Annotated in this window: 12 protein-coding genes; 1 reads left to right on the top strand and 11 read right to left on the bottom strand. The window is 66.0% G+C overall.

Annotation, left to right across the window (positions count from 1 at the left end):
- Nucleotides 1-52 precede the first annotated feature (52 nt).
- Nucleotides 53-748 carry a M48 family metallopeptidase gene (locus tag IHV25_RS08225; protein ID WP_192534741.1) on the top strand — a complete coding sequence of 232 codons (696 nt, stop codon included), beginning with the start codon at nucleotides 53-55 and terminating at the stop codon, nucleotides 746-748.
- Nucleotides 749-903: 155 nt separating this feature from the next.
- Here the strand turns inward: IHV25_RS08225 and recJ are convergent, their stop codons facing one another.
- The 11 genes from recJ to IHV25_RS08170 form a co-directional block, all read right to left on the bottom strand.
- Nucleotides 904-2,730 (bottom strand): single-stranded-DNA-specific exonuclease RecJ, encoded by a 1,827-nt coding sequence (gene recJ, locus IHV25_RS08220; RefSeq protein ID WP_192534643.1) that lies wholly within the window; start codon nucleotides 2,728-2,730, stop codon nucleotides 904-906.
- A 109-nt stretch (nucleotides 2,731-2,839) separates the two neighbouring features.
- Entirely contained in the window at nucleotides 2,840-3,835 is a 996-nt protein-coding gene (glpX, locus tag IHV25_RS08215; protein ID WP_192534642.1) for a class II fructose-bisphosphatase, read from the bottom strand.
- A gap of 63 nt (nucleotides 3,836-3,898) precedes the next feature.
- A complete protein-coding gene (locus IHV25_RS08210; RefSeq protein WP_192534641.1) occupies nucleotides 3,899-5,224 on the bottom strand; it encodes a homoserine dehydrogenase in 1,326 nt (441 codons plus the stop codon).
- A gap of 24 nt (nucleotides 5,225-5,248) precedes the next feature.
- The gene (locus tag IHV25_RS08205; protein ID WP_197975007.1) at nucleotides 5,249-6,496 is read right to left on the bottom strand and encodes an LL-diaminopimelate aminotransferase; all 1,248 of its coding nucleotides are present in this window, start codon (nucleotides 6,494-6,496) and stop codon (nucleotides 5,249-5,251) included.
- A 143-nt stretch (nucleotides 6,497-6,639) separates the two neighbouring features.
- Nucleotides 6,640-7,839 (bottom strand): OmpA family protein, encoded by a 1,200-nt coding sequence (locus IHV25_RS08200; protein ID WP_192534640.1) that lies wholly within the window; start codon nucleotides 7,837-7,839, stop codon nucleotides 6,640-6,642.
- Nucleotides 7,840-8,696: 857 nt separating this feature from the next.
- Complete coding sequence (gene atpC, locus IHV25_RS08195) at nucleotides 8,697-9,134, bottom strand: ATP synthase F1 subunit epsilon (protein ID WP_192534639.1); 438 nt, start codon at nucleotides 9,132-9,134, stop codon at nucleotides 8,697-8,699.
- Between the two features lie 39 nt (nucleotides 9,135-9,173).
- Nucleotides 9,174-10,595, bottom strand: a complete 1,422-nt coding sequence (gene atpD, locus IHV25_RS08190; protein WP_192534638.1) for a F0F1 ATP synthase subunit beta — start codon at nucleotides 10,593-10,595, stop codon at nucleotides 9,174-9,176.
- Nucleotides 10,596-10,623: 28 nt separating this feature from the next.
- The gene (locus tag IHV25_RS08185) at nucleotides 10,624-11,517 is read right to left on the bottom strand and encodes a F0F1 ATP synthase subunit gamma (RefSeq protein ID WP_192534637.1); all 894 of its coding nucleotides are present in this window, start codon (nucleotides 11,515-11,517) and stop codon (nucleotides 10,624-10,626) included.
- 50 nt (nucleotides 11,518-11,567) lie between these two features.
- Complete coding sequence (gene atpA / locus IHV25_RS08180) at nucleotides 11,568-13,100, bottom strand: F0F1 ATP synthase subunit alpha (protein WP_192534636.1); 1,533 nt, start codon at nucleotides 13,098-13,100, stop codon at nucleotides 11,568-11,570.
- Nucleotides 13,100-13,660, bottom strand: a complete 561-nt coding sequence (locus IHV25_RS08175; protein WP_192534635.1) for a F0F1 ATP synthase subunit delta — start codon at nucleotides 13,658-13,660, stop codon at nucleotides 13,100-13,102. Before IHV25_RS08175 ends, atpA begins: the two co-directional genes overlap by 1 nt.
- 247 nt (nucleotides 13,661-13,907) lie before the next feature.
- On the bottom strand, nucleotides 13,908-16,172 hold the full coding sequence (locus tag IHV25_RS08170; protein ID WP_192534634.1) for a primosomal protein N': 2,265 nt from the start codon (nucleotides 16,170-16,172) through the stop codon (nucleotides 13,908-13,910).
- Nucleotides 16,173-16,212: the final 40 nt, after the last annotated feature.

The raw sequence follows: 16,212 nt of genomic DNA, 5'->3' as shown, positions 1-16,212 counted from the left end.
CCCATCCTGGTGAGCGTTTTCTTTCCGGGGAAAATGCAGTATATGCGTGTCTATGGGCACCCCGATCGACATCGATGGACATTCACTGTCCCTGACAATCCGCCGCTCGCGGACCGCGCGGCATCTGGCCTTGCGCCTGTCCCCGTCCGGGGACGCGGTGGTGGTGAGTGCTCCGCCCCACGTGAGTGACGCGGATCTGATTGCCTTCGCCCGGAGCAAGGGAGACTGGGTGTCGCGCCAGCTGTCCCGGGCTCCGGACCGGATTTTGTTCGAGCCCGGCGCCCGTGTCCCCTTCTCCGGCCGGCTTTACGAGATCGTCCCCGTTGCCGGGGGCACGCGGGCGGTCCGTCTGGATCCGGAGCACGACCGTCTTCTGGTGGCGGGACGACCGGAACACGTGGCGGACCAGATCCGGGGCTGGATGAGGGCCCGGGCCCGGGAACGGCTGGTGGACCGGGTGAGCCTCTACTGCCGGACCCTGGGGACATCCTTCAACCACCTGTCCCTTCGGGACACGCGCTCCCGGTGGGGCAGCTGTGCGTCAAGCGGCCGGCTGTCGTTTTCCTGGCGGCTGATCATGGCTCCCGCGCCGGTCCTTGACTACGTGGCGGCCCATGAGGTGGCCCATCTGGTGGAGTTCAATCACTCGCCCCGGTTCTGGGCGCTGGTGCGCGATCTTGTGGGCGATGTCCAGGAGGCAAAAGCCTGGCTCCGGACCGAGGGGCCCGGGCTTCACCGAATCGGCTGAGCACCAGCCCTCCCCGCCTTCGGCGCTGCCCTGCCCGGCGACCTTCCGGCCAGCCCTGCCCCGCTGCAACCCCACACACCCATGACATGGGCGCGCTTTGGTCCCGGCTCACGGGCGGCACTGACCGCAGGCGCCCGTATCCGGCGTTTCGGGGCTCAGTCCGCCCAGGAGAGATCCTCAATCAGAAGCTGGGTGCCATTGCGGCCGCCCCAGGTGTCCGGGCGGAGAATTCCCGCCACATGGACCGTGCGGCCCCGGGCGTTGAGCAGGGCGTGCCCCAGCTCGGAATCCGCACTGCGGAAGGCCATGCCCTTCAGGCTGCCTCCGGCGGCCCCGCTGAAAAAGCAGCGGATATGCCCCATGCCCACGATATCCACGCGAGACACCCGGGCGTTGGCCACGGCAAACACGGGCTCCGGGTTCCCCACACCATAGGGACCGGCCCGCTCGACCTGGCCGGTAAAGTCCGGACAGGCGCCCCGAACATCAAGAACGCCGTCAATTTCGAGAACACGGGCCCCGGAGTCCTCGGCCCCGGCCATCTGGGCCAGGATGCGCTCCTCCAGAAACGCGCGGAACGCATCCAGGCGGGGCTCCATCACCGTAAACCCGGCGGCCATGGCGTGTCCGCCGCCGGCCTCAAGCAGACCGGCCTCGCTGGCAGAAATCACGGCCCGCCCAAGATCGATGCCCTTCACCGAGCGGCCCGATCCCTTGCCCACGCCGCCCTCCAGGGCCACAACGCACACGGGGCGGAAATAGCGCTCCTTCAGGCGGCTGGCCACAATGCCAACGACGCCCGAGTGCCAGCCCTGCCCCGCAACGAAGATCACGGGAGCGTCCTCGGGGATGGCGGCGGCCATTTCGAGGGCCTGATCGAGGACCTCGGTCTCAATCTCCTTGCGCGCCGAGTTCCAGGCCTCCATGTGCCGGGCCATCTCGAGCGCCTGCACCGGGTCATCACAGGCGAGCAGAGCGGGGCCCATTCCGGCCTCGCCGACCCGTCCGCCCGCATTGATGCGCGGCCCCAGAATGAAACCGAGATGAAACGGCCCCGGAATGTCCCGAACCTTCGAGACCTCCATCAGGGCCTGCAGGCCGGTGTTGGTGCCGGCCGCAAGAACCTTGAGCCCCTGACGGACCAGGGCCCGGTTCACCCCCACAAGGGGAACCATGTCGCACACCGTGCCCAGGGCCACAAGATCGAGATAGCTCATGAGATCGGGGGCGTCGCGGCCGTTGTCCCGGTACCAGTTTGCCTCCCTCAGGGCCCGGTTCACACCGATAGCCATCAGGAACGCGACCCCCACGGCCGCAAGGCACGTGTGGTCCGTGGTCTCGTCCAGCCGCTTCGGGTTGACCACAGCGCAGGCCTCGGGCAGGCCGCTCTGGGCCTCGTGATGGTCGCAGACGATCACGTCAAGGCCGATTTCCGCAGCCTTCGCAAGGGGTTCAAAGGCGCTGACGCCACAGTCCACCGTAATCACAAGGGTGGCTCCCCGGGAGGCCAGGGCCAGCATGGCGGGAATGCCCGGGCCGTAGCCCTCCTTCTGGCGGTCGGGAATGTACACCTCGACCTCAAGCCCGAGGGCGCGCAGAAAACGGTGCATCAGGGCGGAGGCGGTGGCGCCGTCCACGTCATAGTCACCGAAGACCGCCACCTTTTCCCGGTCCCGCACGGCGCGCACGATCCGCTCCACCGCCTTGTCCATATCGAGAAGGTGGGACGGATCGGGAAGAGCGGCGCGCAAGGTGGGATCGAGATAGGTCTCGGCAATCTCGAGGGGAACACTGCGTCCCGCCAGAATGCGCCCGATAATCTCGGGCACCCCCAGCCGCTGGCTGATGGCGAGAGCCAGGCGTTCGTCTCCGGAGCGCTGGCACCAGATCCGGCCGGTTTTCGAGCTGTGGACTCCCAGAAGCGCGCGCCTGACAGATCCGTCGGCGGCTTCTGAAGTCGTCTGGGGTTCATGGCGTGTCATGCGCTACAATAGACGCCTCTCCTTCGGAAAAGAAAGGGCTTTCCCCGGAAAAGAGGCCCATCCCGGCCAAACACCGGGCGGGGCGCCCGTGGCGCAGGACAAACGGGGATCAGTCGCCGGAAATGCGGGCGCCGACACGCGCGTGGCGGGAGTCAATCACCCTGCGGGTGCCGGAGCAGGATTTGAGGATCATGGTCTGGGAACAGACTCCGTCCGCCGTGAAGCGCACCCCGCGCAGCAAGGTGCCGTCCGTCACGCCGGTGGCGGCAAACACGGCCTCGCCGGGGACGAAATCGTCCATTCCAAGGAGCCGGTCCGCCTCCCCCGGGAAGCCGAACTCCCGCACCAGAGCCCGCTCGGCCGGGGTGCGCAGAAGAAGGCGCCCCTGAAGTGTTCCCCCGAGACAGCGCAAACCGGCGGCCGCAAGCACACCCTCTGCCGCCCCGCCCGAGCCCATGTACATGTCCACACCGTTTTCCGGCAGTCCGGCCGCGAGCGCACCGGAGACGTCCCCGTCCAGGATCAGCATCAGCCGGCAGCCGGTTTCCCGGAGCGCCTCCACAAGCTCCTCGTTGCGGGGCCGGTCCAGGACGCACACGGTCAGGGCCGAGACATCGACACCCCTGGCCCGGGACACGGCCCGGACATTGTCCGCCGGACTCTGGTCCAGGGACACCACATCCGGGGGAACATCCGGGCCCACAGCGATTTTGTCCATGTAGAGCGGCGGGACACGAAGCAGCCCGTCCCGGGGGGCGAACGCAAGGCACGCCATGGCGTTGGGGGCGCCGGTTGCGCAGATGGTCGCGCCCTCCAGGGGAGCAATGGCCACATCCACCTCGGGCCCCTCACCGGTGCCGACCGGCTCCCCGGCGCAAAAGAGGCCCTCGGCAGGATCCGGGTCCGCACCGACCGCGACGGTTCCGCGCATGGGCGTCGCCGCCAGGACCTGCCGCATGGCGAGGCTCGCCGCCCGGTCGGCGGCCCGCTCGTCACCGCGGCCGACAAAGCGGGCAGCCGCCATGGCCGCCGCCTCGGTGGCGCGCGCGACGTCAAGGGCCAGAACCCGCCCGATAATGGCCTGCGGGGATGCGTGTTGTGTCATGGTCCTCTTCCCGGCCTGAGCCCGGCAGCGTGGGGTCCGGGACACGCCGTGCCCCGGACAGGTCTAGAAACGGCCGATTCTCATGACCCGCGGAGGCTCCACGATCTCATGCAGGCTGCCGATCCGGCGCACCGCTCGGGTCACCGCGTCCTCCGGCGTGTCGTGGAGGACCATGACGAGAGCCACGGTCTCCCCCGGGTTCCGCCCGTGCTGGATGATGGACTCCATGGAGACCGCCTCGTCCCGAAGGGCCGCCGCGATATCGGCAAAGACGCCGGGGCGGTCGGTGACCATCAGGCGCACGTAGTAGCGCTCGCCCCGGTCCGGAGCCGAGTTCTCGCACAGTACCGAAGCCGACAGGTCGCCCGAGGGCACGCCAAAGACCGGCGTGAAGCGGCCGCGCGCGATATCGATCAGGTCCGCCACCACGCTGGAGGCCGTGGGTCCGGCTCCGGCGCCACGCCCCACGTAGAGGCTGGTTCCCACCAGGTCGCCCTCCACCAGAACGGCGTTGTAGACGCCCTCCACGTGGGACAGCGGTGCGGACACGGGCACAAGGACGGGCTCGACCCGGGTTTCCACGCAGCCGTCGAAGCGCTCGGTATGGGCAATCAGCTTCACCCGATAGCCCAGTTCCGTGGCGAACGTGATATCGAGCGCCGTGACGTGACGGATACCCTGGATGACGATCGAGTCAAAGTCCACCTGCTCGCCAAAAGCCAGGGAGGCCAGAAGCGCAATCTTGTGGGCCGCGTCCACGCCGTCGATGTCGAAGGACGGATCCGCCTCCGCGTAGCCCAGTTCCTGGGCCTCGATCAGGACGTCCGAGAACTCGCGTCCCGTCTCGCGCATGGTGGTCAGGATGTAGTTGCAGGTTCCGTTAAGAATCCCCTTCACCGAGCGGACCCGGTTCGCCGCCAGGCCCTCACGCAGGGCCTTGATGATGGGAATGCCTCCGGCGACGGCCGCCTCGTAGAACAGGCCAAGCCCCGCCACCTCGGCCTTTTCGGCCAGCGAGATGACGTGGTGGGCAAGAAGCGCCTTGTTGGCGGTCACCACATGGCGCCCGGAGTCCAAAGCGGTCTCGCAGACCTTGCGGGCCACGCCCTCCGCGCCCCCGATCAGCTCGACCACCACATCCGCGTCGGCCTCGCGGGCCATGACGGTTGCATCGTCAAACCACCGGAAGGGCGCAAGATCCACTCCGCGGTCCGCCTGCGCGTTGCGGGCAGACACGGCCACCACCTGGATGGGGCGCCCTGCCCGCTCGGAGATCAGGTCCGCCTGCTCGGTCAGCACCCGAAGAACACCCACTCCCACCGTTCCAAGACCGGCAATGGCCACTTTCAGCGGCGGGAGCTCTTTTTTACCCTTGTCGTCGACACTCATTTTTCTTCCCGTACGATCAAAGACTCACGAGGTCTGTTTTTGCCGGGCGCGTCGCTCGACTTCCTCGAGGATTTCGGAGGCGTTCGACATGAACGTCTTGACGGACTTCACGGCCTGACGGATCCGGTGCCGGTTTTCCACCATGGCAACCCGGACGTGCTCGTCCCCGTACTCCCCGAAGCCTACACCCGGAGACACCGCGACGCTCGCCTTTTCCATCAGGATCTTGGAAAATTCCAGGGAGCCCAGGTGACGGAAAGGCTTGGGAATGGGCGCCCAGGCAAACATGGACGCCGACGGCGACGGAATATCCCATCCGGCCTGGGCAAAGCCCTCGATCATCACATCCCGGCGATCCCGGTACAGGCTGCGGATCTCCTCGACGCAGTCCTGGGGACCGTTCAGCGCGGCGGTGGCCGCCACCTGGACCGGCGTGAAGGCGCCGTAGTCAAGATAGGACTTGATCCGGGTCAGCGCCGAGATGAGGTGACGGTTGCCCACGGCAAACCCCACGCGCCAGCCCGGCATGTTGTAGGTCTTGGACAGGGAGGTGAACTCGATGGTGATATCCCGCGCGCCCTTGACCTGAAGAACCGACGGCGGCGGATTGCCGTCGAAATAGATCTCCGAGTAGGCGAGGTCCGAAAGGATCCAGATCTTGTGGAAGCGGCAGAAATCAACGATCTCCTCGTAGAAGCCCAGATCGGCCACGTAGGCCGTCGGGTTGGAGGGGAAGTTGACAATCACGGCCATGGGCTTGGGCACCGAGTGGCGGACACCGCGCTCCATCGCCTCGAGAAACTCGCGGCCCGGCGCCGCCGGAATGTGGCGCACCGCACCGCCCGCAATAATGAAGCCGAACGCGTGGATCGGATAGCTGGGGTTGGGCGCCAGGATCACGTCACCGGGCGAGGTGATCGCCTGGGCCAGGTTCGCAAGCCCCTCCTTGGACCCGAGGGTCACAATGCACTCGCTTTCCGGATCGAGGGAGACGTTGAAGCGGCGCTCATAATACGCGCACAGGGCCTTTCTCAGGCCCGGAATGCCCTTGGACATGGAATACCGGTGGGCGCGGGGATTCGCCGCCGCCTCGGCCAGCTTCTCGACAATATGGGGCGGTGTCGGCTGGTCCGGGTTGCCCATTCCCAGGTCGATGATGTCCTGCCCCGCGGCGCGCGCCTTTGCCTTCATTGCGTTGACCTCGGCGAAGACGTACGGCGGCAGGCGCTTGATGCGGTAGAAGTCGGGAGTGATGATGGGCTCGTCGTCCATGGTCAGGCATCCATGCTAGCAGGTTGGGAACAGGGTTGGTCCGGTGCGCCGGATGGTGGCGCCAAAAACAGTTCGGAGCAAGAGGCTTTCCGCTGGAAGGCCATCTTGCTCCGCTACGCAGACCCCGTCGATGTGAGAACGGGTCAATATTCGAGATAAATCTCCACGCGGCGATTGAAGGCCTCGCCCGAGGGCATGACCTCCTGATAGACGGCCTGTCGGTCCGATTCGGCGCTTGAGAAAATTGCCCCCGGGGGCACTCCCAAGCGCTCGAGAGCTCGCCGCACGGCCTCGGCGCGCCGGTTTGACACCTGCAGGTTGGCCAGATCGTGCCGGGCCATGGACATATCCGCCGTACGGCTGGACGCATGCCCTGTGACTCTCAGATAGCCGCCGTTGGCGCGCTGGTAGTCCGCGATGTCGCGCAAGATCGCCATGTCGTGCCCGTCGAGGCCCGAGGAGCTGGCCGCAAAATAGATCTCGCCCACCAGGGTCGAGTAGGAGGGAATGAAGTTGGCCGGGAACCCGCCCCCCGGAGTGACCGTCAGGAAGCCGACGGTCTGGGCGTCGACCGCGCGCTCACCGCTGGAATCAACAAGAATGCCGCCCGGAAGCTCGTACCCCGACGGAAGGCCCATCGTGCCCATCATCCCTTCGGCACCCGGCTGCATGCCACCCGGCACCTCATGGGGCATCGCGGACCGGCCGTAGGCAATACGCTGGCGGGCCTCCACCGGACGGGAACCGCTGCCGTAGCCGTACCCCGCCGTGCCGCGGCCATAGGGCACGGACTGGCGCGTCGTCATGACCGGCTGGGCATACGCCCCACCCGGCGCGTAGGTTCCGCCCTGGGGGGCTTCCGGAGCCGTCCGGGGGGGCTGCGAGCGCCCATAGGTCACCCGTTCGGGCTGGGAGGCAGACCCAACGCCACCGCCCGCGGCGACCGGCGCAACGCGCGGAGCCGCCGCCGGAACGCCGGATACAGTGGGCTCGGCAATACGGCTCGGAACCGAGCGCGACGGCCCTCCCACCTTGCCGTACTTGGCTTTCGCCGCCTGGCCGTCCCCGGTCGCACCCGACGCCCGCTCGGCGGCACGAACACGGTCGCGGTCCGCCGCCAGGCCCTCGGTCACATTGCGCATCTCTTTTGCTGTGGGGGCAGGCGGAGCCTGCTGGGGAACACGGTTGACATCCGGGTACTCGGTCCGGGCGGACGGCATGTCGGACTGGCCCCACGCGTCGGACACAAACGCCGTGCCGGAAAGCGCTCCTGCAAGCCCCAGCCCGATCGCCACAGCCATCGTCACCGACTGGTTTCGGCCTTTCCGGTTCGTCTGTACCATGGTTCAGCGTTCCCTCGTTAAATACAACCCGACGGGGCAGTTTGACCGCATTCGCTTCATTTGTGAAGCTCTAACCAAACAACACATCCTGACACTAGATCAGGAGGGTTAACACTTTCTTGTCCGCCCCGCCCGTTCGACACATCCGAGCGGGCCGCGAATTCCGCCGGGCACTGGCAAGCCTGGCACCCAATGATGAAAAAATACAGAATTGTGCCTTGTTTGGCAATCATCTCCAAGACGGTGTTGACAGAAATATTGGAGAAACAAGAACACCGTATCCGGGTAAAAGCAGAAACAACAAAATCCCCGGAAAAAGACCAGATCCGTTGTCAGACTACAGTTTCGCGCGAGACCGCGAGCCCGGCCCCGAATGACCGGCTGCGTCGAACACGCCGCCCGGCGGCGCTGCCAGACCCGCTGCAGGCCACACCGGGCCCGGTCAGGGCAAGGGCACCGGACAACGAACCCGGCCCCACAACTCCGTGGCCGGCAGGCCCGGGAGACGGCGTGGCCCCCGTGGATCTCCGGGAACGGGCTGAAACGATATGCAAGGGCAGCCTGCCTGCGCTGGCGGGCAAGGGGCAAAGTGTGGGAGAGGTAGGGGAAACCGCGACACGGGGTGAAACCCGGCCCGATCCCGAGAGAGGACATGCGGGACAGGAAGCGCCGGGCCCGGCACTGCGGCCGGACCGGACTATCCGCGGGGCGGGCGTACGCTTGACAGGCGCCGGCGCAAAGCCGTCAGCGCCCGCACGGTCCGGGAAAGAAGGAACCGCGGCAGGTTGTAAAGGAAAAAGGCGAAAATGGCCATGACCATTTCCGCCCCGTTCCATCCGTCTGAAAACCCGGTCCGCTTAGGACGCATGGGCTCCGTTCGCCTGACTGGTGACCGTCTCGAAGGCCGCCTGAAGGGCGTCCGCAACGGTCTTGTCCTGCTGTGCGCGAGCCTTCTCGGCGCTGTCCACCGCTTCCTTGAGGCGGTCATCCGCGCTCTGGAGACGGCTGACGACGTCGGCCCGGGTGACCAGAGACAGGTCGATCGCCTCTTCCGAGAGGACCGTGCACCGCTCTCCGGTGACCTCGGCGAAACCGCCGCTCACGAACAGGCGACGCACCACCTTGCCGTTGGTGTACAGCGCGACGATCCCGGGACGGACCGTCGACAGAAGGGGCGCGTGGGCTGCCATCGCACCGAAGTCACCATCGGAGCCGGGAACGACAGCCATGTCGACCGCCTCGGAAACAACGAGGCGATCGGGGCAAACCAGTTCAAACTGCATCGATGTGGCCATCGGGAACTCTCCAAAACAAACAGTTCAGCAACGGCCGACTCAGGCAGCGTCCGCCATCTTCTTGGCCTTCTCGATCGCCTCGGCCATCGAACCGACCATGTAGAACGCCTGCTCCGGCAGGTGGTCGTAATCGCCGTCCACCAGACCCTTGAAGCCGGCAATGGTGTCCTCGAGGGAAACCAGCTTGCCCGGGGAACCGGTGAAGACCTCGGCCACGTGGAACGGCTGCGACAGGAAGCGCTGGATCTTGCGGGCGCGGGCCACCACAAGCTTGTCCTCTTCCGACAGCTCATCCATGCCAAGAATGGCGATGATGTCCTGGAGGGACTTGTAGGTCTGCAGGATACGCTGCACCTCACGGGCCACCCGGTAGTGCTCCTCACCGACAACGTTCGGGTCGAGAGCGCGGGAGGTGGAGTCCAGCGGGTCCACGGCCGGGTAGATGCCAAGCTCGGCGATCGCACGGTTCAGCACCGTGGTGGCGTCAAGGTGGGCAAACGACGTGGCGGGAGCCGGGTCGGTAAGGTCGTCAGCCGGGACGTAAATGGCCTGGACCGACGTGATCGAGCCCTTCTTCGTGGAGGTGATACGCTCCTGGAGGGCACCCATGTCGGTGGCCAGCGTCGGCTGGTAACCCACGGCGGAGGGGATACGGCCCAGAAGGGCGGACACCTCGGAACCGGCCTGGGTGAAGCGGAAGATGTTGTCCACGAAGAACAGCACGTCCTGGCCTTCCTCGTCGCGGAAGTACTCGGCCTGGGTCAGACCGGACAGGGCGACGCGGGAACGGGCTCCCGGCGGCTCGTTCATCTGGCCGTAAACAAGCGCGGCCTTGGAGTTCTTGCCCTCGAGGTCAATAACGCCGGACTCGATCATCTCGTGGTAGAGGTCGTTGCCCTCACGGGTCCGCTCGCCCACACCCGCGAACACGGAGTAACCGCCGTGGCCCTTCGCGATGTTGTTGATGAGCTCCATGATCAGAACGGTCTTGCCCACGCCGGCGCCGCCGAACAGGCCGACCTTGCCGCCCTTGGTGTACGGAGCGAGAAGGTCGATGACCTTGATGCCCGTCACAAGGATTTCCGTGTCCGTGGACTGGTCGATGAAGGACGGGGCCTCACGGTGGATGGGGTAGGTCTTGACGGCGTCGATGGGGCCGCGCTCGTCGATGGGCTCGCCGATCACGTTCATGATGCGGCCGAGCACGCCCGGACCGACCGGCATGGCGATGGGCTTGTTGGTGTTGGTCACGCTCTGGCCGCGGGTCAGGCCCTCGGTGCCGTCCATGGCGATGGTGCGGACCACGCCCTCACCAAGATGCTGCGCAACCTCGAGGACGAGGCGCGAACCACCGTTTTCCGTCTCCAGAGCGGTCAGGATAGCGGGAAGGTCGCCCTCGAATTTTACGTCGACGACGGCGCCCTTTACCTCGGTGATTTTTCCGACAGTGGTCGTAGCCATTGGGTTGATCTCCTGAATTCTTGTCTTTTTAAAGGGCTTCGGCGCCGGAGATGATCTCGATCAGCTCTCCGGTAATCTTCGCCTGTCGCGTACGGTTGTATCTGAGGGTCAGCTTGTCGATCATGTCGCCCGCGTTGCGCGACGCGTTGTCCATCGCCGTCATCCGGGCACCCTGCTCGGAGGCAAAGCTCTCCAGGAGGCCGCTGAAAATGCGGGAACGGATGGACAGCGGCAGCACCTGGACAAGCAGAGCTTCCTCGTCGGGCTCGTACTCGTAGATGGCCCCGGCCTCCTCGACCGGCTGCGCGGCCGGGGTGCCCCCGGACGTTGCAACAGGAATGAGCTGGGTCCGGGTCACGATCTGCGTGATCGCCGAGCGGAAGTAGTTGTAGACCGCCGTGCAGACGTCGAACTGACCGTCCTCATAGAGGGCCAGGATCTCGTTTGCCACGTGGCTCGCGTCGTCATAGGTCGGACCATTGGAGCCGCGGGTCCGGTGCGTCCCCAGAATACGGGACTGGTACTCGCCCTTCAGTGCGTCATAGCCCTTGCGGCCGACACAATAGAAGCGCACCTCCTTGCCCGCGTCCAGAAGGCGCCGGGCCTCCAGTCGCGCGGCACGGATAATCGAGCCGTTGAAACCCCCGCAAAGGCCACGGTCCGCAGTCATCACCAGAAGCAGGTGCACCTTGTCCTTCCCTGTTCCGGTCAGGAGGGGGTAGTTCCCCCCGCCCTGCCCGGCCAGAGATGTGGAAAGCCCGTCCAGCATGCGCGCCATGCGGCTTGCGTAGGGGCGTGCGGACTCCGCCGTGTCCTGCGCGCGGCGCAGGCGGCTGGCGGCGACCATTTTCATGGCCGACGTGATCTTCCGGGTGGACTTGACCGAGGTAATCCTGGCCTTCAGGTCCTTAAGGGTTGCCATCGTCTACAAGCCTTTCGACAGATACATCACCTTGGGCTCTCGGCCCCCGACTAGGCAAACTTCCGGGAGAAGTCGTCGAGGAACGCCGCAAGAGCCGCCTCCGTGTCCTTCGAAAGGTCTTTCTCGGTGCGGATCTTCTCGAGGATACCCGCTCCGGCCGAACGCAGGGCCGACAGGAGAGACGCCTCAAAGCGGGTCACGTCCTCGACCTTGATACCGTCCGTGTAGCCTTTCGTGCCCGCATAGATCACGCAGACCTGCTCTTCCATGGTCAGCGGCGAGTACTGGGGCTGCTTCAGGATCTCGGTCAGACGGGCACCACGGGCCAGAAGCTTCTGGGTAGCCGCATCCAGGTCCGAGGCGAACTGCGAGAACGCAGCCATCTCACGGTACTGGGCCAGCTCAAGCTTGATGGAGCCCGCAACCTTCTTCATGGCCTTGACCTGAGCCGCCGAGCCCACGCGGGACACGGACAGACCCACGTTCACCGCTGGACGGATGCCGCGGAAGAACAGCTCGGTCTCGAGGAAGATCTGACCGTCGGTGATGGAGATCACGTTGGTCGGAATGTACGCGGACACGTCGTTGGCCTGGGTCTCGACCACCGGAAGTGCGGTCAGCGAGCCGGAACCGTTTTCCTTGTTCAGCTTCGCCGCACGCTCCAGCAGACGGGAGTGCAGGTAGAACACGTCGCCGGGGTACGCCTCGCGTCCGGGCGGACGACGGAGCAGCAGGGACATCTGGCGGTAGGCCACAGCCTGCTTGGACAGGTCATCGTAGAAGATGACCGCGTGCATGCCGTTGTCGCGGAAGTACTCGCCCATGGCGCAGCCGGTGTAGGGCGCCAGGTACTGAAGCGGGGCCGCTTCCGAGGCCGTCGCCGCAACCACGATGGTGTAGTCGAGGGCGCCGTGCTCCTCGAGGGTGCGGACCACCTGCGCAACGGAGGAGCGCTTCTGGCCGACCGCCACGTAGATGCAGAACAGCTTCTCGGAGTCGTCCTTGGCGCGGTCGTTGATCGCCTTCTGGTTCAGGATGGTGTCCAGAATGATGGCGGTCTTGCCGGTCTGACGGTCACCGATGATCAGCTCACGCTGGCCGCGGCCAACGGGGATCAGGGAGTCAATGGCCTTGATGCCGGTCTGGACAGGCTCGTGAACCGACTGGCGGGGAATAATGCCCGGAGCCTTGACCTCGGCGCGGCGACGCTCGCAGGAGTCGAAGCTGTCCTTGCCGTCGATCGGGTTTCCGAGACCGTCAACAACACGGCCCAGAAGTTCCTTGCCGACGGGAACGTCAACGATGGCGCGGGTCCGGCGGACCGTCGAGCCTTCCTTGATGCCCGTGTCGCTTCCAAAAATAACGATACCGACGTTGTCGGCCTCGAGGTTCAGGGCCATGCCCTTGACACCGTTGTCGAACTCGACGAGCTCGCCAGCCTGGACCGAATCAAGGCCATAGGCACGGGCGATACCGTCACCGACTGTCAGAACCTGCCCTACCTCGGCGGATTCGGCCTCGGTCCCGAAATTAGCGATCTGCTCTTTGAGGATCGCAGAGATCTCGGCTGCGCGGATTTCCATCACCCAATCCCTTTCATGGCGAAGTGCAATCTTTTCAATTTGGTACGGAGGGACGAATCGACCATGCGCGATCCGACGCGCACGACCATGCCTCCAAGAAGCGAGGGATCGACATCCGTGGTCAGATCCAGTTTTTCAGTACGAAGCTCTTTCCGCAGCGCGGTGGCCAGCTCGGCCTCCTGCTCCTCGGAAAGCGGCGTTGCGGTGGACACGCGGGCCATCACCTCGCCCCGCTCGACGCGCAGAAGGTTCCGGAACGCGTCGATCACCGCACCCGTCACACTGCTGCGACGGTGCAGGGCCAGAACGCCCAGGAAGCTGCGGGTCAGGCGGTCAAAGCCGGCCTTGTCGGCCAGCGCCTCGAGCCCTTTTACCTGCGCCGCTCGCGACAGCACCGGACTCGCGACAAAACGGCGCAAGTCCGGACTTTCCTCAAGCATGCGGCTCAGGTCGTTCAGGTTCGCCTCGACAGCATCAAGGCGCTTCTCGCCCCGTGCCAATTCGTAAAGGGCGAGCGCATAACGCTCTGCGACCCTTGATGCTCCAGCCTTTGCGGACACGTTCAAGCCCTTCGATCAAGTTCAGACAACTCGTGCAGTGGTGCGGGGAAAGTGTCGGAGCGCGAGAAGCGTCCGGCCCGCCTGCTGAAAGCGCCCTTTCTCAAAGACGCGGCGCTGAATTAGCACAGACATCCGATCCATGCAACCGGCCCCGACATGTTTTGGCAGCAAAAAGACACTTCCGTGTCCTGCCGGGCCCCGGGTCGGCGCAAAAAAACGGGCAGGGCCCGCAGCCGACGTGACCGGATCATAGAAAAGAAACAGGATCCACGTCCACCTGAAGACGCACCGAGGACGGAATTTTAACTTTCTGAAGCCAGGACCGAACCACAGCCTGCACCCGCACGCCCTTTTCGGCTTTCAGGAGCAGCCGGAAGCGGGACCGGTTCCGAATCCGCGACAGGGGCGCCGGCGCCGGGCCCAGAACCCGCACGCCCGGAGCCTCCGGGGCGGCCTTTCCCAGCGCGCGGGCCACGGCCTGGGCCGCGCCCTCGTCCTCGGCGGAGACAATCAGGGCGACCAGGCGGCCCCAGGGGGGCATGCCGGTCATCTGCCGCTCCCGGCTTTCAACCGCCATGAAGGTGTCGGGATCCCCGGCCCTTAAGGCCTGCATCACCGGGGCTCTCGGATCCAGGGTCTGGACAAAGACCCGTCCCGGGCGCCCCGCCCGCCCGGCGCGTCCGGCCACCTGGTGGAGAAGCTGATAGGTCCGCTCCGCCGCCCGGGGGTCGCCTCCGGACAGGCCCATGTCCCCGTCGATGACCCCCACCAGGGTCAGCAGGGGGAAATGGTGTCCCTTGGCCATGATCTGGGTGCCGATCACGATATCGATCTCGCCCGCCGTCATGCGCCGCCCCAGCTCCAGAGCCTCCGCGGGCCCCCTGAGGGTGTCGCTGGTGGCCAGAACCACCCGCGCCTCCGGGAAGCGGGCGGCAACCTCCTCCGCGAGGCGCTCCACACCGGGACCGCACGGGAACAGGGTGCCCTCGGCGCTGCAGGACGGGCAGGTCGGTGGCACAGGGCGCGAAAAACCGCAGTGGTGACAGACCAGAAGCCGGCGCCCGCCCCGATCCGGCACGGATCCGGGCCCCCGGTGCTCCACAAGCCAGGCGGTGCAGTGGGGGCAGGCAATGCGGTCGCCGCAGGCCCGGCACACGGTCAGCGGCGCGTAGCCCCGTCGGTTCAGGTAGAAGAGCACCTGCTCCCCGGCCGCCAGCGCGGTCCGGGTTTCCTCGACAAGCGGGGGCGAGACAAAGCCGACCTGCCCGCGGTCGTCCTCGCCCGAGGGGCCGCCGGGACCATACCAGCGTTCGGGCCCGTGGCGCTTCAGATCAATCAGATCGATTCGGGGAAGGGTCGCGGCGCCATGCCGCTCCGGCAGGTGAAGATACTGATAGCGCCCCTGGGTCGCATTCTCCATGGTCTCCAGGGAGGGCGTCGCCGAGGCCAGAACGACGGTGGCGCCCCCCAGCTTTGCCCGCACGACGGCCATATCCCGGGCGTTGTAGGCCACACCCTCGTCCTGCTTGTAGGAGGCGTCGTGTTCCTCGTCCACCACGATCAGCCCCAGGTCCGGGAACGGAAGAAACAGGGCCGAGCGGGCCCCGATCACCACCCGGGCCTCGCCCGAGGCCACCGCACGCCAGACGTTCCGGCGCGCCGCCGGGGTCATCCGGGAGTGCCAGGTCAGGGGCATGACCCCGAACCGTTTCTCGAACCGTTCGGGCCATCGGGCAGCAAGAGCAATTTCCGGAAGAAGAACAAGGCCCTGACGGTTTTCCTTGAATGCCTGCCCGAGGGCGTCGAAATACACCTCGGTTTTACCCGACCCTGTCACGCCGTGTAAAAGAAACGCCTCAAACTCCCGTTTTGAAACGGAAATCCCCAACGCATCGGCAGCATCTCTCTGGCCGTCGGACAGCACCGGACCGGGACTGTCCCCGTCGGGCAGAGGCACCGCAAACTCCCGGCGGGACGAGACGGGTTCCAGGACACCGGCCCCCACAAGGCCCGAGACCACCCCGGCGCTGACACCGGCCGCCCGGGCCAGATCCGCGGCACCCAGAAGGCCGAGCCCGGCCCGTTCACGCTCCGCAAGGGTGTCGAGAACCCTTTGGCGGGGCTCGGTCATCCGCGGGAGCTGGGGCGCTGCCGAACGTCTCAGCACCGTGGTCGTTTCGGGGGGCGCCAGCGCGCCGGGAGCCCCGAGGGCCATCTTCAGGACCGCACCCGGCGGATGAAGGGTGTAGGCCGCAACCCAGTCGATAAAGTCGCACAGGACACCGGGAAGGGGCGGAGCCTCAAGCACGTCGCGGATCGGCTTCAGCTTTGCGGCGTCAACGTCTCCGGCGCCCTCTCCCCACACCACCCCTTCGAGATACCGACGCCCGAAGGGAACACGCACCAGAGTGCCCCGGGCCGGCAGTCCTCCCGGCTCGTTCGCGGGGGGAAGATAGTCATAGGGACCGCTCACCGGGAGCGGCAGAAGAACACCAGTACGGGAGTTGGGCATCAGGTTTTTCGCAGTCTGCGGGAATATCGTGTTTTCGGGT

This window comes from Phaeovibrio sulfidiphilus (assembly GCF_014861485.1).
In the GTDB taxonomy this organism is placed as follows: Bacteria; Pseudomonadota; Alphaproteobacteria; order Rhodospirillales; family Rhodospirillaceae; genus Phaeovibrio; species Phaeovibrio sulfidiphilus.
The sequence above is the reverse complement of the archived record's forward strand: the minus strand, read 5'-3'. Positions and strand labels throughout refer to the sequence as shown.